The sequence below is a fragment of the Desulfosporosinus metallidurans genome, from assembly GCF_001936615.1.
GTDB classification, from domain to species: Bacteria; Bacillota; Desulfitobacteriia; order Desulfitobacteriales; family Desulfitobacteriaceae; genus Desulfosporosinus; species Desulfosporosinus metallidurans.
The window spans coordinates 43,838-64,730 of record NZ_MLBF01000022.1 but is presented as its reverse complement, the minus strand read 5'-3'; the positions used below and the strand labels follow the sequence as shown (position 1 = coordinate 64,730).

General features: G+C 40.0%; 13 protein-coding genes and 1 pseudogene. All 14 read left to right on the top strand.

The window, feature by feature from the left end:
* Positions 1-1,273 (top strand): annotated as a pseudogene (locus DSOL_RS27970) (hypothetical protein); the annotation flags it as partial.
* Between the two features lie 14 nt (positions 1,274-1,287).
* Positions 1,288-4,785 carry a BREX-1 system adenine-specific DNA-methyltransferase PglX gene (pglX, locus tag DSOL_RS14210; protein ID WP_075365485.1) on the top strand — a complete coding sequence of 1,166 codons (3,498 nt, stop codon included), beginning with the start codon at positions 1,288-1,290 and terminating at the stop codon, positions 4,783-4,785.
* A 27-nt stretch (positions 4,786-4,812) separates the two neighbouring features.
* Positions 4,813-8,844, top strand: coding sequence for an AAA domain-containing protein (locus tag DSOL_RS14205; RefSeq protein ID WP_075365484.1), 4,032 nt, complete (start codon positions 4,813-4,815; stop codon positions 8,842-8,844).
* Between the two features lie 168 nt (positions 8,845-9,012).
* Positions 9,013-10,296, top strand: coding sequence for an AAA family ATPase (locus DSOL_RS14200; RefSeq protein ID WP_075365483.1), 1,284 nt, complete (start codon positions 9,013-9,015; stop codon positions 10,294-10,296).
* Entirely contained in the window at positions 10,286-10,816 is a 531-nt protein-coding gene (locus DSOL_RS14195; RefSeq protein WP_075365482.1) for a hypothetical protein, read from the top strand. The genes DSOL_RS14200 and DSOL_RS14195 overlap by 11 nt, the downstream gene beginning before the upstream one ends.
* 48 nt (positions 10,817-10,864) lie before the next feature.
* Complete coding sequence (pglZ, locus tag DSOL_RS14190; RefSeq protein ID WP_075365481.1) at positions 10,865-13,423, top strand: BREX-1 system phosphatase PglZ type A; 2,559 nt, start codon at positions 10,865-10,867, stop codon at positions 13,421-13,423.
* 83 nt (positions 13,424-13,506) lie between these two features.
* Positions 13,507-14,694 carry an AAA family ATPase gene (locus DSOL_RS14185; RefSeq protein WP_075365480.1) on the top strand — a complete coding sequence of 396 codons (1,188 nt, stop codon included), beginning with the start codon at positions 13,507-13,509 and terminating at the stop codon, positions 14,692-14,694.
* Positions 14,688-15,320, top strand: a complete 633-nt coding sequence (locus DSOL_RS14180; RefSeq protein ID WP_075365479.1) for a DUF4276 family protein — start codon at positions 14,688-14,690, stop codon at positions 15,318-15,320. Before DSOL_RS14185 ends, DSOL_RS14180 begins: the two co-directional genes overlap by 7 nt.
* Before the next feature lie 13 nt (positions 15,321-15,333).
* Complete coding sequence (gene brxL, locus DSOL_RS14175) at positions 15,334-17,367, top strand: protease Lon-related BREX system protein BrxL (protein ID WP_486598767.1); 2,034 nt, start codon at positions 15,334-15,336, stop codon at positions 17,365-17,367.
* Positions 17,368-17,400: 33 nt separating this feature from the next.
* A complete protein-coding gene (locus DSOL_RS14170) occupies positions 17,401-18,090 on the top strand; it encodes a hypothetical protein (RefSeq protein ID WP_075365478.1) in 690 nt (229 codons plus the stop codon).
* 130 nt (positions 18,091-18,220) lie between these two features.
* Positions 18,221-19,201: a hypothetical protein gene (locus DSOL_RS28435; RefSeq protein ID WP_075365477.1), complete on the top strand. Its 981-nt coding sequence runs from the start codon at positions 18,221-18,223 to the stop codon at positions 19,199-19,201.
* A gap of 13 nt (positions 19,202-19,214) precedes the next feature.
* Positions 19,215-19,769, top strand: a complete 555-nt coding sequence (locus tag DSOL_RS14160; protein ID WP_075365476.1) for a DUF2398 family protein — start codon at positions 19,215-19,217, stop codon at positions 19,767-19,769.
* A gap of 11 nt (positions 19,770-19,780) precedes the next feature.
* The gene (locus tag DSOL_RS14155; protein WP_207649633.1) at positions 19,781-20,647 is read left to right on the top strand and encodes a hypothetical protein; all 867 of its coding nucleotides are present in this window, start codon (positions 19,781-19,783) and stop codon (positions 20,645-20,647) included.
* Entirely contained in the window at positions 20,584-20,871 is a 288-nt protein-coding gene (locus DSOL_RS27310) for an SbcC/MukB-like Walker B domain-containing protein (protein ID WP_075365475.1), read from the top strand. The genes DSOL_RS14155 and DSOL_RS27310 overlap by 64 nt, the downstream gene beginning before the upstream one ends.
* The last annotated feature ends 22 nt before the right edge of the window (positions 20,872-20,893 follow it).

Below are 20,893 nucleotides of genomic sequence, written 5' to 3'. Positions count from 1 at the left end.
GGACGAGTCGAATCAACTAGCCTTGGACGAACTTAATAATTATATAGGAAGAAACCATGACCGAAATGTCCGAGTAACCATGAAGATGGTCCTCGACTACTTCAAGGCGGCACCCTATGGCTGGAAAGAAATCGACATCGCTGCTCAAGTGGCTAAGTTATTCAAGCTGCAAGAGATTAAGCTGCAGTATGGCGCTGAATATCTAGATATAACGGATAAAGAAATCCCTAACTACTTGACCAAGAAAACAGAAGTGGAAAAATTAGTGATTATTAAAAGAGTTCTGGTTTCCGCCGAGTTATTGCTCAAGGCTAGGAATATTGGACGGAATGTCTTTGATCATGGCGCCCTGCCTCAGGATGAAGATAGCCTGATGAAAGGCTTAAAGGACATAATGGTCAAGGAAATGGGCGAAATCAAGGGAATTATTAGCCGTTATCAACATGGACAGTACCCAGGTAAACATGCCCTAGAGGTTTGCCTTGTGGTCTTAAAGAGACTCTCGGAAATAAAAGTTGCCTTAGAATTCTACAACACTTTAATTGAAACAGAAGAAGAACTTTCCCAAGTCATGCAGGATGTCAAAAAGGTCAAAGGATTCTTTAAGAACCAACTGCCGCATTTTGAAAAAGCAGCGAAAATGCTGGAGATCTATAAAGACAATGAAACCTATGTCCTGGACAAAGAAATCAATGAAACTGTTGCTCAAGTAAAGAGAATTGTAGAAAGTCCTAACCCCTATGCGGAAATTATTCAATTACCAGCTTTAGTTGCTAAGTTCAATGACCGTTTCGTCCTATTACTCCAGGAAAAATGCCAACCGATCAAGGTTCAAATCCAAGCAGACTATGCTCAAGTAAAGGATGAATTAGGCAAGTTTGAGCTAGACAACAGTTTCCAAGAACGGATCAAGAAGCCCTTTGAAGATTTATTGGATAGAATCGATTCCGTCAATAATTTCTACAAAGCAATAGCCATGAAGACGGAAAGCGAAATCTTAAAATTAAGGTCCTTCGAAATGATCTCCGACGAGACCAAAACAGTCGATCCCCCTCCTATCCCAAGTCCTAACCCTAACCCTGGATCTGGAGTAACGGTAACCCCACCTGTCATTGAACCCCCGTCTCGCTTTACGCAACATCTCCAAATCACTGAGCTTTTCAGATCAGCTCCCCTCATGACCACTGAAGCAGATGTGGATGCATTAACAAGCGAATTGGGAAATAAACTAAAAAGCTATATTCGTGCCAATAAAAATGTCAGGCTTGTATAGTTGGAGGAAATACCATGAATAAATCAGTCATCAAAAACTTTGCCGTCAGTGCTCGTAAGAAGCTGATCGAGCAAGTCATGCAGAAAGCATTTCAGATAGGGATTACGGCTAAAAGTATTACAGAGCTTAAGCAAGAAGCGGGTCATATCATCCTGAACAATATCCCCCAGGAAAAGGGCTTTAAGCACCAAAGAGACAAGCTGATTCAGGAGATCGAGCAAAAAGGATATACTCAGGTCATGGAGGAGGTTGCCTACACCTGGTTTAACCGCTTCATTGCCCTGCGTTTCATGGAGGTCAACAACTATCTGCCCACAGGAGTACGAGTCTTATCTTCCCCTGATCCAAACAGAGTGGAACCGGATATCATCAGGGAGGCCTTGAACGTAGACTTAGCTGTTGATAAAAACGTGATCTATGATTTTCAAGATAAAAATGACTCAGAGGGTTTATTTCAGTACTTACTGATTCACCAATGCAATGAATTAAATGCGATTTTGCCATTTATGTTTGAAATGATAGCAGATTATACCGAGTTGCTCTTCCCAAGTAATTTGTTGCAGGAGGGGTCTGTTATCCGGGACATGGTGACATCTATTCCAGAGGAAGACTGGAAAGAAGTTGAGATTATCGGGTGGCTGTATCAATACTACATCTCTGAGAAGAAGGATGAAGTCTTTGCAGACCTAAAGAAAAATAAGAAAATCACTAAGGAAAATATCCCAGCAGCTACCCAACTTTTTACGCCAAAGTGGATTGTTCAATATATGGTGGAAAATTCCTTAGGAAGATTATGGCTAGAATCCCATCCCAACGAGGAACTAAAAGCTCAGTGGAAGTATTACCTTGAGGAAGCGGAGCAAGAACCGGAAGTACAACAACAATTGGATGTCCTAAAAAATCCTGACCTTAACCCATTAGACATTAAAGTTCTGGACCCTTGCTGTGGCTCAGGGCATGTTCTTGTTTATGCCTTTGAGGTTCTGTATGAAATCTATAAGAGTTACGGTTATATGGAAGAGGATATTCCTAAATTGATTTTGGAGAATAACCTTTATGGTTTAGATATCGATGATCGTGCTGCTCAATTGGCATCTTTTGCAGTGATGATGAAGGCGAGGAGCAAAAGTCGAGTGGTATTTAGAGAAAATATTAGGTTGAATATATGTGCCATTCAAGAGAGTAATTGGATGGGCGATGAGGTAAGAGAAATTTTGGTGGATCGTGAAGCCTGGGAACTTGAGCAGGAGGTTATTAAATATTTATCTGATACGTTTAGGGATGCTAAAGAATTCGGATCAATTTTAGATGTGCGGGAGTTGGATCTAGAGTTTTTGGAACAAAGGTTGGATGAAGTAAAAAACAGCGTGGCAAGTGATTTGTTGGAGGTTCCTTATCGGGATGCTATCTTGAAAAAGCTACCTGGGATTATTCTTCAGGCGAAGATTATGGGGACGAAGTATGATGTGGTTTGTACTAACCCACCGTATATGGGAAGTGGAGGAATGAATGGTAAACTTGGGAACTTTTTAAAAGATAACTTCACAAAAACCAATGGAGATATGAGTACTGTATTTATGGAAGTATGCTTTAGGTATTGTACAAGCAATGGTTATATAAGCATTATAAACATCCCATCTTGGATGTTTATATCAACTTACGAAAAGCTAAGAGAACTGATTGTTGAAGAAAAACTTATTATAAATATGCTCCATTTTGGACGTGGAATTTTTGGTTCGGATTTTGGAACAACAGCATTTGTAGTTAGAAATAGAAAACTGGATAATTATTTTGGAACTTACCGGCGTCTCTTTCTTGTGCAAGGAGCGGTTGACAGTATAGAACAAAAAGAAAAATGGTTCTTTGAAGGAATAAATAAATATAGATTTAACCAACAACATTACCTGAAAATATCTGGTTCTCCCATCGCATATTGGGTCAGTGAAAATGTATTAAAAAGTTTTGAATATGAAAGTTTTAGTAAAATTGTAAATCCTAGAATAGGTCTAGTAACCGGTGATACTTCCAGATTCTCAAGGTTATGGTATGAAATAGATATTAATAAAGTTAACTTTAATGCAGTAGATTCAAAGCTATCTGGAATGAAGTGGTTTCCTTATCAAAAGGGAGGTCCATATAAAAAATGGTTTGGAAATCATGAATACGTAATAAATTGGGAAAATGATGGTTTTGAAATGAAGTTTGATAATAGTGTAAATGGAAGGGTTAAATCACATAATTATAACGGTGAGTTTGCATTTAAAACTGCCTTAACATGGACCAAAATTACTTCGGGGAAATTCGCCTGTCGTTATTCCCCAAATGGGTTTTTATTTGATGATGCTGGGCCAATATGTACAGTGAATGAATTAAATCAATATTTTGCATTGGGGTTATTGAATTCTAGAATAGGTGAATATTATTTGAATTTAATTAATCCTACAATGAATTTCTTGCCAGGGCATATTAATTCAATACCGTTAAAAAAAATAGGTAACAAAGATTATTTGGTTAAGATCAATTTACTTGTAAAGCAAAATATCTCTATTAGTAAGACTGATTGGAATAGCTTAGAATTGAGTTGGGATTTTTTGAACCATCCGTTGCTTATATATATTGGTAAAACTATTGAACAATCCTTTAATAATTGGAGGGAGTTTACCAAAACTCAATTTGCACAGTTAAAGGATAATGAGGAAGAACTAAATCGAATTTTTATTGACATATACGGTTTGCTAGAGGAATTAACACCAGAGGTTCAAGAAAAGAATGTTACTATACGTAAAGCGAATTTGGAGAGTGATATTAAATCCTTTATCTCATATGCTGTGGGTTGTATGCTGGGTAGATATTCTCTCGATGAGGAAGGATTAATCTTCGCAGGTGGAAAGTTTGATCAAGAAAGATACAAAACCTTTAAGGCTGATGCCGACGGCATTTTGCCTGTCTTAAGTGAAACATATTTTGATGATGATATTGTGATTCAATTCGTTGAGTTCGTAAAGGTTACTTTTGGGGAGAATACCTTGACCACTAATCTGGACTATATTGCCGAAACATTAGGAAGAAAGGCTAATGAATCTAGTCGGGAGTGCATCCGCAGGTATTTCCTGAAAGATTTTTACAAGGATCATGTCCAGATCTATAAGAAACGACCGATCTACTGGCTGTTCACGTCAGGTAAAGAACAAGCGTTCAACGCCTTAATTTATATGCACCGCTACGACAGTAGCATGGTATCCCGGGTACGTACGGATTACCTGCATCCCCTTCAAAATAAGCTGGAGGCGGAGTTTTTGCGTTTAAATCAAGTGTTGGTGTCGGAAGACTCACCCACAGAAAAGACCAAAGCGACCAAACGGCTGAAAGTCTTAACGAAACAGATGGACGAACTAAAAAAATACGATGAAGTGATTCATAATCTCGCCGATCAGCAGATTGAAATTGATCTGGATGATGGAGTTGTGGTCAATTATGCTAAGTTTGAGAAGGTGCTGGCGAAGATTAATTAACCGAGTTTGACTTAAGGGGCATAAAGAATGAGCAATAAATGCAATTATAGCGAAGCAACGAATAAACGAAACATAGACTCCCTATTGCGAATATTAGATTATTTCATCAAATATGAAAGAAATTCACGCTATCGTGAGGGAAACCTATCATCTAATTCGGGGTCTGATTTTCCGGAAAGTATTAAAACTGAAGGAAAGAAGATTGCAACAAAGATTCAGGAAAAACGGAAACTAGAACTTATTAGGCTTATTGAGCAACGATCAAGAAATAGAAAGAAGTTATCATCTGAAGATCGGAAAGAGTTAGAGGAAATTATTAAATCCAAGAATATAGATGCTTTGGATTCGATACTGGAAACTGTTTCTTTCTATTTTCCGGGAGACAAAAGTAATATTAAAGAGCAGGCTGAGCAACTTATTTTAGATGATACCTTTATTTTATGTGATTATATCTTAGAGAAATATGACAAATACGGTACGCTTAAACAACCGGGCATTGTATTTACTTGCTATTTTGGTGATGATGGGGAAGTATTCGCATCTAAGTATGAGATAAATTACAAAGCATTGCTTATTATAATGGCAGGACTTTTGGATGAAGAGATTGAGGTTTTAGAGCAGGCTTATGCTGAAGAAATGCAGGTACTGTTGAAGGAACTTAATTCGTGCGCAAATCAAAATGATTTAGAACAAATTATCAACTATACTGATGATACGATTAATGCAAAATATCCAAAAGCAAGTATTCGATGGAAGGATTTTTCCGAAAAGGAAGGGTGGAGGCGTACACATAAGGTATTTATTACCCATGAAGCAATAGATGGGACATATGAACCGATTTTTCGCAAAGAAATTGAGAATATATGCAAGTTGGTAGAAAACCGTCAGAGCATCCCCGAGGTACTTAATAAATACATATCTCATGAAGATACTGCGAAATATAATCCTTTTGACAGTATCATGAAAAGCAGCTTGCTTTTGCATTTAGGAAGTTATACAGAGGAATATCCAGTTAACTTCAAACAATGGAGCATATTGCAGCTTGTGAAGAATGCAAAACTTTTAGCAGTCAGTGGACCTCCAGGAACAGGTAAGACAACGTTGCTTAAAGAGATTGTCGCTAATGAATTTGTTCAAAAAGCAGTTATACTAACAGAAAATTGGGATGCTCCTTGGCTTGAAGTAATGTATAAGAACAATACATTTGCTACCATACCAGATTTGGAAAAAATATCTAGACATTCTATGGTTGTTGCAAGCACGAATAATGCGGCGGTTGATAATATTGGCAACGAGCTTGCACAGGAAATTGACTTTTGTAAAACGATTGAAGCAGCAGGATTAGAGTCAGGTGAACAGAATGCATCTTATACAGGAACGTTCTGTGGTCAAATGGGAAACAAAAAGAATTTTGAAGAGAAATTCCTGGCTTATTTCAAGATTTTTCAAAGTGGACTTTCTAAAGTAGAAGTAAACGAAGAAAAGGCAAGAGAGATACGTGAAACTTTTGTCAAAGCATACCGTGATTTTCAAACTGTGAATGAAAGTTTTCTTCAAGTGGTAGCCTGTCGTAAAAAACTTTATGAAGGATTAAAAGATACCGCTAACGGAAATGGGCTTGTAGCAAAGGATTTTACTAGTTTGCAATCAACACTCAAAGCCCGACTACATACCATAAGCAATGAATTTGATCAAGTTGAGGAAGAGAAGAATATTGTAAAGGCTAAACACCACGCAATTAATAGTTTGTTGGAAAAATTGGGGGCAGAGCTTAATTCACTTAGTGGTAAAGCTCAAACCACGGAACAAAAAATTCTAACATTCCTAGCTGAAAAAAAAGAGTTGTATGTAGCCTACGAAACCTATAAACAAAGAAAAAAGTGGGGTTGGTTTGCTGAATTATGGCCCAGCTGGAGAAACTTTTTTAGCCAGTATCCTAGTCTCCGATATATTGACGATAGCATAGAAGAGCACAAGTTCAGTTTAGAAAAGCTACAAACTGAATTGAAGGAGATCAACAATCGTGCTTCCCAGCTTCGAACCGAGAGTGAGCGATTAATAGGGGAATTAGCTCAACTATCATCCCAGCTCAAGGGGTTAGATTACAGGTTGAACGAACTAGGTGACAGCCGTAATGATTTGCAGGAAAATATTAAAGCCATTGAGCAGTTAATGCAAAATTTTAGGGATGCACTGGATCATTATATTCAGATGGTTGCAGTTTCTAAGTATGAAATTGCCGATTTGATAAAATTGGCTGGAAGTGTAGAAGTTGATGAAAAGGAATTTGCGGGATGGCATAGCCTGGCCAATGCACCTTATTTGCTAAAACTTCGTCATAGACTATTTAAAGGTGCGCTTGATTTAACTGAGCAGTATATACTGCTCAATCGAGACGCAATACTTAAAAACTTTGAATTAATTTGTACAAATGAAGGCGACTGGTTCAACCGTTTCTATAATTCGCTGGAAATGTATGACTCTGAACAGGTTACCTGTTTAAAGTCACTGTGGAACACTATTTTTCTGTGTTTTCCCATTATCACGTGTACCCTTCATTCGTTTAAAGGGAACTATAGAAATTTCAAGCAATTGATTCCGAGTCTAATCGGTTTGTTATTAGTTGACGAGGCTGGGCAGATCCTACCGCACTATTTATGTGGACCATTATTCCGCTCACAGCGAGCCATTATTGTGGGGGATGTCGCCCAAATAGAGCCCGTTCGGGTCAAAGGTTCTGAGATTATTGATGATGAACGTTTTGAAAATATAGACAAAGACATCATTCGAATTGATTTAAATTCCGCTCAATCTTATGCTAATCGCGGTTCTGATTATTGGGAAGAAATGCAGGGTCGTCGGGAGGGTATTATTCTTGAAGAACACCGGCGCTGCGAGAGAAGCATCATTGAATACAGTAATCGTTATGTGTATTCAAATAAACTTAAGGTATTTAAGAATGACAACCATGAAAAACTTTTTGGCAAAAATCTTATTGCGATTGATGTTCGAGGACCTAAAAATGGATCTCGTCATGTAAATCAAACAGAAGTAGATTTCTGTGCAAAATTGATGCCTGAACTCCAGAAAGTTTATGGTGATAGTATTGGAGTTATAACTCCATTCCGCGCGCAAGCGGAAGCATTATCGTTAACGTTAGAAAAACAGTTTGGCATTGCAGCAGGAACCGTTCATAAATTTCAAGGCCAAGAAAAGGACTGCATTATTTTCTCCCTGGTCGTAGATACACTGGATAAACAAAAAGGCTTAATTAAATTTATTGGTAGAACAGCAAATATGTTGAATGTTGTCTTATCTCGCGCAAAAAGGCAAGTCATTATAGTTGGAAATTTAATGGTTTTGGAGAATGCCCCCAATCAGCTTGGTAATTTGTATAAAGTAATAAAAGAGAAAGGCCGAATAATAAGCCTGTTTGATATGGAGCGTTATGGACAACTAGAATCTTCAGTAATAGAAATGATTTGCAGATGCATGGCCTATACACCTTATAATTTACAAGATACGATTGGGCAGTATGTTCAAACCAGGTTTCCCTTAGGGATCATCAGTTCCATCACTGAACATCAAGAGTTGCTCCGTTTTGTGGTTACAAATATAAAGGATTCACTGGTGATACATTCGCCTTGGATTATGTCAGAAATAGGCCCTCATACTGTAGTTGCTGAGATTGAAAAACAATTTGAGTTAGGAAAATCTGTGAAGATCTATTATGGTTATCGCAAGCCCAATTCTCCAACTCCAGTTGAGGGGCTTGATCATCCAACCTTCTTGCAAACGCTGCTTAATATTGATTATTCTGGAGAGGCTTATCGGGATAGAGCTCGAAAAGCAATCCCTAAATTATATGATATTCTTGGTAGTAATCTCGTCTATAATGCGCCTACACACGTTAAAATGCTTATTGTAGATGATAGGTATGCTATAGTAGGTTCTTTTAACTGGTTATCTGGGAGCTTTGTTACTGACCGAAATGAAGTAAGCTGTATTATTGCGAACAAAGAAGCTGTACGCTATCTAAAGGAAGAGATGTTTCCTTAAGATTGAGTTTGATCTGGATGACGGGGTTATTGTCAATTACGCTAAATTCGAGAAGATGTTGGCGAAGATATAGAATGGATAAGGTTAATGGATTGTGAATGTTAATCCAGCATGCTATGATAATACCAATAAATGGATAAGTTTATCTAGCTGAAAGGTGGCGTTAAGATGATCAAAGAGATAAGATTTATGAACTGGAAGAGTTTTAGTGATGCCAAAGTATATATCGACCCCTTGAATGTGTTGATTGGAACAAATGCAAGCGGAAAGTCAAATATAATCGATGGAATTGCTTTTTTAAATAGTGCAGTTCAAGGGAGAAATTTGCAAGCAGCGCTGGATGGTGAAAGCGGTTCGTTTCTTGATGGTAGTATTGGCGCGATCCGTGGAGGGGCTGAATATGCAGCGTTATTTCCAGGGGATCAGTTTACTTTAGAAGCGGTCATCCAAGGAGAAAAAACCATTGAGTACAGGTACAGCATTACAGTTAGGACGAAACCTCATGTAGAGGTTATTGCTGAGTTATTGATAAAAATTATGCATAAGGGAAAGAAACCAAAAGAAATTAATCTGTTTAGTGCCTATAGAAATAATGAGGACAGTGAATATTCAAGTCCAATCATCCCAACATTTGTTAATAATGGTCAGGGAAAGCCAGTTCGTAAAGACTTGAAAAACTTTATCTCAGTAATTAGTCAACTAAAAAATCATGAGACAATCCCAGAAGTTTCAGCAGCAATTCAACTAGTCACCGAAAACCTTGAGGAAATATTCATTCTTGATCCTATACCGTCTCTGATGAGGGATTACAAACCTTTTGCGCAACACCTTTCGAGAAATGCAGCAAATTTAGCAGGCATGATCGCGGCGCTGCCTGAAAGCAAAAAATTGAACTTTGAAAGTCAATTAACGAGGTGTGTGTCTGGTCTGGCAGAAGGGGAAATAGTAAGAGTATGGACAGAACCGGTAGGAAAATTCAAAAAGGATGCAATGCTTTATTGTGAGGAAAAGTGGGGAAGAACAGGAACAACCACTGCTATAGATGCCAGAGGGATGTCAGATGGTACCTTAAGGTTTTTAGGGATTCTTACTGCCTTATTAACAAGACCCTCAGGGTCACTCATAGTCATCGAAGAAGTCGATAATGGGTTGCATCCTTCCAGAGCAAAACTTCTCTTAAAAACCATGATCGAAATTGGTACAGAGCGAAAGATTGATATTTTAATTACCACGCACAATTCAGCATTAATGGATGAACTGGGGGCTGAAATGATACCCTTTATTCAAGTAGTGCATCGTGATGCTGAGGATGGTACAAGTAAGATCACTTTATTGGAAGATATAAAATCCCTGCCGAAACTATTGGCTCATGGGTCAGTGGGTGAACTCAGCACAAAAGGTGAAATTGAAAGAAGCCTTTCCTTGAATGGAGGATTATCCAATGAAAAGTAAGGTTGTCATTGTAGATACTTCCATTATGTGCTGTTGGCTGAATATTTGTGGTAAGGAAACTTGTGGACCAGATAATGATAAATGGGACAAGCAAAGAGTGGAAACATATATAAAAAGTGAAACGGACAAAGGTGCAACTTTGGTTTTACCGTTTCCTGTAATCATTGAGACAGGAAACCATATTGCCCAAGCAGCCGCAAGAAGATACGAATGTAGTGTCGAGTTTGTAGAGGTGATATCCAAAGCAGTGGATGAGAAAAGCCCCTGGGCAGCTTTTTCCAGACAGAAGGATCTCTGGGATGGAGAGAAAATCAAGGAATTGATAGCAGTCTGGCCAGAGTATGTTAAGGGTCAAAAGGAAAAAAACTTATCAATGGGAGATCTTATGATTAAGTCCGTGGCGGATTTCTACGCAGAAATTGGAAGCGAAGTTGCAATTCTTACGGGTGATCAGGGGCTAATGATCCATAAGGATGTAGATATAAAAGCTGCGAAGGTGCCGAGGAGAAGGAGTAAATGATATTTAATAGTGGTTCCTTTCGTTAATATGTAGAAAACGGGTGAAATCATGAAACTAGACCAGATAAACATTGCTCTTACAGAAAAATATCAGGCACCGTGCCGAGACGGGGCTAAACGGCATATCATCTTTTGGTATGATGCAGAGGGGGATTTTCAAGAAGTTGTCGATGAATTGGAACTGCCTGAGGTGAAACTATGGAAGTTAACGGGAACGAACAAGTTTCTCTCCAAGTACACTCTCGAAGTGTTGGACCCTAACTCTCATTATCTGATCTATGCCGATTTTGCTAAACCGGATGATTCCGATAATTGGTTGTTAGACATTCAACTCTATTCCCATACGTTCATTGCGGATAAAATAGCTTTGATCATGGACGACCTCAATGTTGAGAATAGTGCTTTAAGGTCTGTCTTTAAGAACTATGAAAAGTTTTTTCAGAGTAGAGAACGGTATGCTCGTTTCGCTGCCTACTCCCTAGAGTCTTATACAGAAGAAACCATCAATATTGGTGTGTTGTCGGCCCTAGCCAAACGACCAACCCCAAACTTCGAAGATGCCCTTCGCGTCATCCTGATGAATTCTTTACAGGAGGATGAAAATACAGTCTGGCAGGCCATCGTTAAATATGGTATTGCAGATGGGTTTTGGAATCTGACTGAAAAATACTATGGCTATCTTGCTCCGGAAAAATCGTTAAAAGGTTTACTGACCTTCTTAATGATCAACGCTCTTGGCAACGGCCTGAATCGAACTCTTCCGTCAGAATGGCAAGAATTGGTGGCGGCTAAACAGGCAAACTGTGTCGTGTTTTTAGATCATTTTATGCATCACAGTGCGGATTCCAAAGTTTACGACAAGTTGGCAGAAGAAATCGAAGCAGATCTTCATTTCGGGGAGTATCTTGAACACTGGGATATTCAAGACTATGAGCAGGTAGATCTGTTTCGAGCGGTTGATCGGTCCATTATTCTCAAACTAACGAACAGTCTACTGATTGGGTCTGAGGAATTTACTAAATATCAGGAGATCATCTCTCTGCGTAAAACCAAGCATCACTACCAGGAGTTTGAAGATTATTATGAAGCCCTGTCCTGGGCTATTGAGATGTATGCTTTTAGAAAGAAGTACAAAACGGGGATCCCTGAACGAGATGCGTTGATGTTCTTTGAAGCTTATGCCAAAGAGTACTTCATCATGGATCAAGGGTATCGCAAGTTTTGCTTGTCCTTTGATAAAGTACGCCATAGTGATGTTTTGAAGCCCCTCAGTGCGGAGGTCGAAAATCTCTATACAAATTGGTATCAGGCAGAATTGGCGGTGAAATGGTCTGCCACAGTGGCCGAGGAATTGTCGACGACTTGGCTAATACAGGGCATACACCCACAGAAAGGGTTTTTTCGAGATACGATCCAAAAGGCTCTCTATGATAACAAAAAATCATTCGTAATTATCTCCGACGCCCTACGCTTTGAAGCAGCCGAAGAACTGATGCAACGACTTAATAAAGAGATCAAGGGTTCTACAGAGCTGCGTTGGATGCAGGGATGTATACCATCCTTCACCCGTTTAGGTATGGCCTCTCTACTGCCACACACGACGCTGACCATGCAGGGAGACGATGTCTTGATTGATGGAATCAGTACTAAGGATACCAGTGGGCGAAGAAAGATTCTTCAAGCCAATGTCAAAGATTCGGAGGTCGTATTATTAAATGATCTTCTGCCAATGACGCGAACCGAACTTAGAAATACCTTCAAAGGGAAAAGTGTGGTTTATATCTACCACAATGTCATCGATAGTGTGGGGGATAAGGGAGACGAAAGTAAAACATTTCAGGCAGTTGAGCAGGCCTTTGACGAGATCGAAGGTGCTATTCGAACCATCAACAAAAATCTCACCGAGGCTAATATTTACATTACGTCTGACCACGGTTTCATCTATCGACGCAAGCCGTTGGAAGAAAGCGATAAGACCACTAAAGGAGATACTCTACCGCTCTTGACCAACAAACGCTTCCTTATCTTTGATCAAGAGGTTGATCTACCGGGGGCGATTAACCTCCGCTTAGATTACATCTTTGGCAGAGATTGTGGACTTTCGGTTTGCGTTCCACGAGGGGATAACCGTTTTAAAACTCCAGGTGGAGGACAAAACTTTGTCCATGGTGGGGCTAGCCTCCAAGAGATTGTGATCCCACTGATTAAATATCGCAATGACCGCAAAAAAGATGAACGTATGGTAATCAGCAAGGTGGACGTCAAACTCACCAATACTTCTCGGAAAATCACCAACAGTCTCTTCAGTCTGGATTTCTTCCAAACGGAGAAATTAGTGGATAAAAAAGTGGACAGAACCCTTAAGCTTTATTTTACGGATGAAGCTGGGCAAAAGATTTCCAATGAACAAAGAATCCTTGCTGACAGAGTTTCCGAAAAGGCCAGTGAAAGAACATTCAAAGTAAGCTTTAATTTAAAAAACAGCAATTATAATAAAGCAGACAAATACTACCTGGTCTTGGAAGACCCGGATGAACCGATCAAAAAGATCTATGAGAAAATTCCTTTCACCATTAGCCTGGGTATAGTCAATGAGTTTGATTTTTAACCTCAAAATTTGGATCAATTAAATTGCTTATTCACTGGAGAAGGAAAAGGGTTAAGAGACAAAGAGGAGGTGGCGAATATTTAATGAAATTGTTAGAGAAACGCTTAATTAAAGAGATGAAACTAGAAAATCTGTTGTCTTTTGGGAGCCCATCGACTAAGCTAGCTTTGAATAATTTAAATATCATTATCGGAACGAATGGTTCAGGGAAATCTAACTTAGTTGATGCGGTCAGTCTACTTCAGGCGGCCCCTACCGCGCTGGCTGTTCCCATCCGTAAAGGTGGGGGGATCAGAGATTGGCTTTGGCGAGGTTCGAATGAAATACCCACAGCCTTACTGGAGGTAATCACCCCTCCAGCAACGAAAGGAAACTTAGATTTACGATATCAATTTGCCTTTACCGCATCTAATCAACGTTTTGAATTATTAGATGAAAGCTTGGAGAATATCCAACCTTATGCCGAACAGCCAGATCCGTATTTCTACTATCGCTATCAGAATAAGCATCCCGTTTTGAATAATGTAAATAAGCAAAAGCGGACGTTGAGACGTGAGGATGTCGATCCGGAGCAGTCGATTCTATCACAACGTAAAGATCCCGATCAATATCCAGAGTTAACCTGGCTGGGAAAGAAGTTTGAAGCTATCCGTATCTACCGGGAATGGAGCTTTGGGCGCAAAGCAATCTTGAGACAGCCTCAAAGCGCGGATGCACCCAACGATTATCTACTTGAGGATTGTTCAAATCTAGGTCTGGTTCTCAATAAGTTGCGGGGCAATTATCAAGCTAAAAAGCGTATTTTAGAATTATTGTATGACTTCTATGAAGGAATTGAAGATTTTGATATTAAAGTAGAAGGCGGTACGGTTCAACTCTTTTTACAAGAAGGAGAGTTCATGATACCGGCTACCAGACTTTCTGATGGAACCCTTCGATTTCTCTGTCTTCTAGCGATTTTGTGTAATCCAGATCCATCTCCGCTGATATGTATTGAGGAGCCGGAATTAGGAATTCACTCTGATATTATCCCAACGATTGCGAAACTCTTAAAAGAGGCCTCAAAAATCACTCAAATCATTGTTACTACCCATTCAGAAGTGCTGGTGGATGAGCTAACGGATACACCAGAATCCATATTGGTCTGTGAAAAACATGAGGGATTAACTCAATTACGGCGTTTGAATAAAGATTTGCTGGAAGATTGGCTCAAGAGATATTCGCTTGGAGAACTCTGGCGTAAAGGCGAAATTGGAGGAAACCGATGGTAAGCCGTCAACAATACGCTACTGTAAAACTATATATCGAGGGTGGCGGAGAGCAGAATCGTCTGAAAAGAGAATGTCGCCGTGCCTTTGCTTCGTTTTTTGAAAGAGTTGGTTTTCGCGGAAGGATGCCAAGAGTGGTCGCCTGCGGTTCGCGCAATGAGGCATTTAGAGACTTTTGCAGTTCGTTGAAAAGTGCTGATCGCACGAAAGAAATAGCGTTTTTGCTTGTAGACAGTGAAGATGCGGTCGTGGAAGAACTTCAAAACAAACCGTGGGAACACCTTAGAAATCGGGATCATTGGACGCAACCAGATGCAGCAACCAATGAACAAGTTCATCTCATGATTCAGTGCATGGAAAACTTGTTTTTAGCTGATACGGAAGCACTCAGACGATTTTTTGGACAAGGGTTTAACTCCAATGCTTTGCCCAGTAATACGAACATCGAAAGAATTGCTAAGTCGGATGTTTTAAGGAGCCTTGAGAACGCAACTCGCCATAGTCAGAAAGGATCTTATGGTAAGGGTGATCATTCTTTTAAAATACTAGAAGAAGTTGATGCTATGAAGGTTGTCAATGCTTCTTCGTCAGCTAAACGCTTGATTCTAGAGCTAGATAAGGTGCTTTAATGGGGGAATAACCATGATCGATGAATTGAATCAAAAGTTAAATCAAGCCTTTGCCGGGCGGGTTGTCAGGAAAGATCTCACCAAGAAGATTAAAGAAGGAGCCAATGTTCCTGTTTATGTATTAGAATATTTATTAGGTATGTACTGTGCCACGGATGATGAGGCCAGCATCAATGAAGGAGTAGAGCGGGTCAAAAGTATTCTTTCCGAAAACTTTGTTCGTCCGGATGAAGCGGAAAAAGTGAAATCAAAGATTAGGGAATTAGGGCAATACACAGTGATTGATAAGGTTACCGTAAGGCTCAACGAAAAGGTTGATACTTACGAAACGGAATTCTCAAATCTGGGTTTAAAAGGAGTGTCCATTTCTCCAAACTATGTCAAGGACTTTGAGAAACTTCTGACCGGTGGGATTTGGTGTATTCTTAAGATGAGTTACTACTATGATGAAGAGGCCAAAGGGGTTAACCCTTTCACCATTACTGGGGTCACCCCGATTCAGATGCCGAACATGGATCTGGAGGAAGTCTTTGAAGGACGGAAAAATTTCTCCAAAGAAGAATGGATCGACGCCTTATTGCGTTCAACAGGCATGGAATCCACAAAGCTCGAACAAACCGTTAAATGGCATCTCTTAGCACGCCTAATTCCCCTCGTCGAAAACAATTACAACGTATGTGAACTGGGACCAAGGGGTACCGGCAAGTCTCATGTCTATAAAGAAATTTCGCCAAATTCTATTCTAGTATCTGGCGGACAAACCACGGTCGCTAATCTCTTCTACAACATGGCTTCCCGCACGATCGGTTTAGTAGGATTATGGGACGTGGTAGCTTTTGATGAGGTTGCGGGGATTACCTTTAAAGATAAAGACGGTATTCAGATCATGAAAGACTATATGGCCTCAGGTTCGTTTGCTCGGGGTAAAGAAGAAAAGAGCGCCAATGCTTCCATGGTCTTTGTAGGTAACATTAACCAAAGTGTGGATGTGCTGATCAAGACCTCTCATTTGTTTGACCCATTTCCCGATGCTATGGCTGGTGACACGGCCTTTTTTGATCGTATGCACTACTATATTCCTGGCTGGGAAGTTCCGAAAATGCGCCCGGAGTTTTTAACGAATGAGTATGGCTTTATTGTTGACTACCTAGCTGAATTCTTTCGAGAAATGCGCAAGCGATCGTTTTCCGATGCCTTGGACAAGTATTTTAAACTTGGGAATAATCTCAATCAGAGGGATGTTATCGCGGTTCGTAAGACAGTATCGGGATTGGTGAAACTGCTTTACCCGAATGGGGAGTTTACAAAAGACGATATCGAAGAGATCTTGCGCTATGCCCTTGTCGGAAGACGTCGGGTAAAGGAACAACTCAAGAAGATCGGTGGCATGGAGTTTTATGATGTGCATTTCTCCTATATTGTCAATGAGACATTAAATGAAGAATTTGTTTCTGTGCCTGAACAAGGGGGAGGAAAGATCATTCCCGAAGGGATTGGAAAACCGGGGCATGTTTATACCGTGGGTCGCGGTGATTCAGGCATGATAGGTGTTTATAAAATAGAAACCGAGGTCGTGAGCGGGTCTGGTAAATTTGAGAGATCCGGTTTGGGAAATTCCAGAGATGCAAAAGAAAACACGCTAACAGCCTTTAATTACTTCAAAGCCAATAACAAGAGCATCAGCGCTAGCATAAGCACTAAAACCAAGGACTACCTGATGCATGTTCAAGACATCCAGGGCATAGGGATGACTCGTGAACTGACGTTGACTGCCTTTATTGCCATGTGTTCCGGGGCGATGGGCAAACCACCCCAAAGTCAGTTGGTCGTCTTGGGTTCTATGAGTATCGGTGGCACGATTAATAAAGTGGAAGAATTAGCTAATACTTTGCAAGTGTGCTTTGATGCAGGTGCTAAGAAAGTTTTACTTCCCATGGCCTCGGCAGCGGATATTCCTACCGTTCCACCGGAACTCTTTGCGAAGTTTCAGATGGCGTTTTATCAAAGTCCGGAAGATGCGGTGTTTAAAGCTTTAGGGGTAGAGTGATAGAAATAGATTTGAAAGTAGTTGGTGCAATAAGTGTTCTACGATTCAAAAAATAGGGCGATAAAACTAGCTTGCAATAAGGCCGAAAAGAGTTTAGAGCAAAGTATACTCTCCTTCGAAGACTCTAAGGAAATTAATATTTCAGCTTGGTGGGATAAAGAACCATACAACGATTACTGTGTCGATACACATTCAGGGAAGATAGTCTTAGAGTGTTTAGACGAAGATTATATGACTACTGAAATCAAAGAGAATATTGGAGAGTTTAGGTGTTACTATTTTTATAAATATGATCCTCAGGGAGATTATTTAGATATTTTCGATAACGCTGATGCAATAAGCGGAGATTTGTCTGTGGCAATTGGAACACTTATGAGATCTAAGAAGTGGGAAAATATATATAACTATTCGACGGGGGTTCTGTATATTGAAAGGTTTTATATTAAGCCGGCTTTCCGGGGAAAAAAACTCGGCTATCTTATTTTTCCTGTGCTAGTTGATGTCTTTTCTAAACGAAAAGATTCTATTGTTACGATTATTCCAGCACCGCTCAATGATATGGTTAAAGATCTAGGCAGAGAAGAAGAAACGTTAAAAGGTACTCTTGAATACCAATTGGCGCTAACTAAGATGCAAGGGTTCATTAAGAAATTCGGCTTTAAACAACTTGGAAACAGCGAAGTCTGGGCGACTGCGGTAATGGATAAAGGTTTGGTAACTTAAAGAAAATAATTAACTCAACTAAGTTGTTGTTTTAAGCCAGAAATGTTATTTAGAAGTCATTTTTTGTAGTTCTGCCCAGTATTTCCCCAGAACAATGTGTTCCGAAGGATAGCTTAAAGGGTGTGTAGTTATGTACAAAATAATCAATGACAAGGGCAGTTTGTTTACAGAATACCAATATGCTGACGAGGCTGAATATGAAAAGATGATAGTGGCTAATGCCGAAATCATCTTTGGTTCACAGGGTATCTATTTTGATATAAAGAAAAAGATAGGTAAATCAAAAGAAGGCGCTGCAATCCCAGATGGATATTATTTGGATTTGAAATTCCACGCTGACCCTGTTCTTTATTTTGTTGAGGTAGAACTAAGCGACCACGATGTTTATGGACATATTGGGGAGCAGGTACTTCGCTTTGCGATTTCCTCCGATATGAGCAGACACAAAATCAAGACCATTTTATTAGAGGATATAAATAAGGACAAAGACAAACTCAAAAAGATCAGTGATTTTATTGCCGCTTCAAAATATAACAATATCAATGAGCTATTAGATAAGTTGATCTTTGATAACGAAGTAGCAGTTATTATAGTAATCAATGAAACTAGTGAGCAGCTTACAAGAGTACTTTCCAAAATCAAGATCTCAGCAGATATTATTGAAGCACAAAGTTATGTTTCCAATGGAAAGCTACTGCATAGATTCACACCGTTTCAAGAAGATGTTCTGGATTTTGCACCTGTTTCGACTGACCTTGATGATTTAGATACGATTGTAGTAGCGGCAAAAGAGGATGGATTTAAAGAGGTGTTTCTCGGAGAAAAATGTTGGTATCAAATTAGGATTTCTGCGGCTATGCTGTCTAAAATAAAATATATTGCAGCCTATCAAGTCGCCCCGGTGTCGGCGATTACTCATGTTGCTGAGGTTGAGAGAATTGAAAAGTATAGGGATACTGGCAAGTATATTCTATACTTCAAGGGCGGAGCTAAGCAAATTGACAAAGTCTCTCTGTCGGGCAATACAAAAGGAAAAGCACCGCAAGCTCCTCGCTATACCTCTTATACTAAATTATTAGAAGCAACGACTCTTGATGATTTGTGGAAGTAATGGGGTTATAATCATGAATCGTAGTAGAAGGTATAGTCTATATCGGCGTTTTTTACTTGAACCTATTGTGCTTGATCGTCAGTGGCAGGAAGACTCCTTTTATTTTCACGGCCAAAAAAATTACTTAATTCAACAATTGAAATCAATGTTTGGCTGGGCAGGCAGTAAGTACCGCGAAGGGATCTTATTTTTTGAACCGGAGATGACGGCCGATTCTGAATTATTTCCCACACTAGCTTCCATTTCAGATCTGACAATGCTTGTCTGTGGGAAAATACGCCATAGTCTTACAAACTCTGAATTAGGAATCAAAGCAGAATTGGATGGTTCTGTGCGGATTACGAAAAGTGAAGTGGAACGCCTTTTACTTAAACTAAAGGACGATTATGGGGACTTTTGGATCAATGAATATCGAAAAATGAAGTCTTCCACCCCTTTGGCCGACCTTGTCTGTGAGCATCTAGTGGAGTGGGGCTTCGGACAATGGGAAGATCATGTGTTTTTTGTCTTAAATGCCGCCGGAGGAAGGTGGAAAGTTCAATATGGATCCGTGGAGCTGGATGATTAGGGGGGATTGTTTTGGAACGATGGCAGATGAAGCGGGCGGGAATCCTTAATTTTTGGTACTACGATGAGGAAGAATTCCTTTTTGAAGAGGGGAGACTGATTTTACGAGGGACCAATGGTTCAGGCAAATCTGTCACGATGCAAAGTTTTATTCCTCTCGTGTTGGACGGAGATAAAAGGCCAGAGCGGCTCGATCCATTTGGGTCTCGGGACCGTCGGCTGGAATACTATTTGCTTGGGGAAGCAGATCAAGGGCATACGGACAGAACCGGTTACCTTTGGCTTGAATTTTATCACCCGCTAAAAAATTCATATAAAACCATCGGTATCGGACTTAGGGCGCGACGGGGTGTGCCTCAACTCGGATTTTGGGGATTTTTGCTGGAAGACGGAAGGCGAATCAATCAAGACTTTTACCTGTATGATTATACTTTATGGTTGGAGCAGGGGAAAAAGGTTCCCCTTAATCGCAAAATATTAGAGGATAAAATTGCCTCAGGGGGGCAAGTGGTTCAAGAGCAAACGGCTTATCGCGACATGGTCAATAAGTCCTTCTTTGGATTTAGAGAGAATGAATCGTATAGGGATTTGCTGAAGCTGCTTTTGGAGTTGAGGAGCCCCAAGCTGTCTAAGGATTTTAAGCCGTCCTCCATCTATGAAATATTGACCAAGGCCTTGCCCCCTTTAATGGAAGAAGAGTTAAGTTCACTATCTGATCTGTTGGAAGATATGGATCAAATTACAGACCACTTGGAAGAACTGCAAATGCACTTAACAGAGCTCGGGAAAATTGAGAAACGCTACGACCGCTACAATTGTTTTTTGCTGTTTCCAGATATAGCGATGCCAGTGCAGATGCGCCTAAGATTATTTCCTTAGATGAAGCTTTTGCCGGTGTGGACGATGCCAATATGCGGGATATGTTTCATTTATTAACGGACATGGGCTTTGACTATATCATGACGTCTCAGGTGCTTTGGGGGTGTTACGATACTGTCCCAAGCTTGGCCATCTATGAGATTTATAGGCCAAAGGACATCGATGTGGTTACATTGTTTCATTACCGCTGGAATGGTGAAAGACGAGTGTTGGTTGAGAAATAGGGATGATCTGATGAGAGAGGTT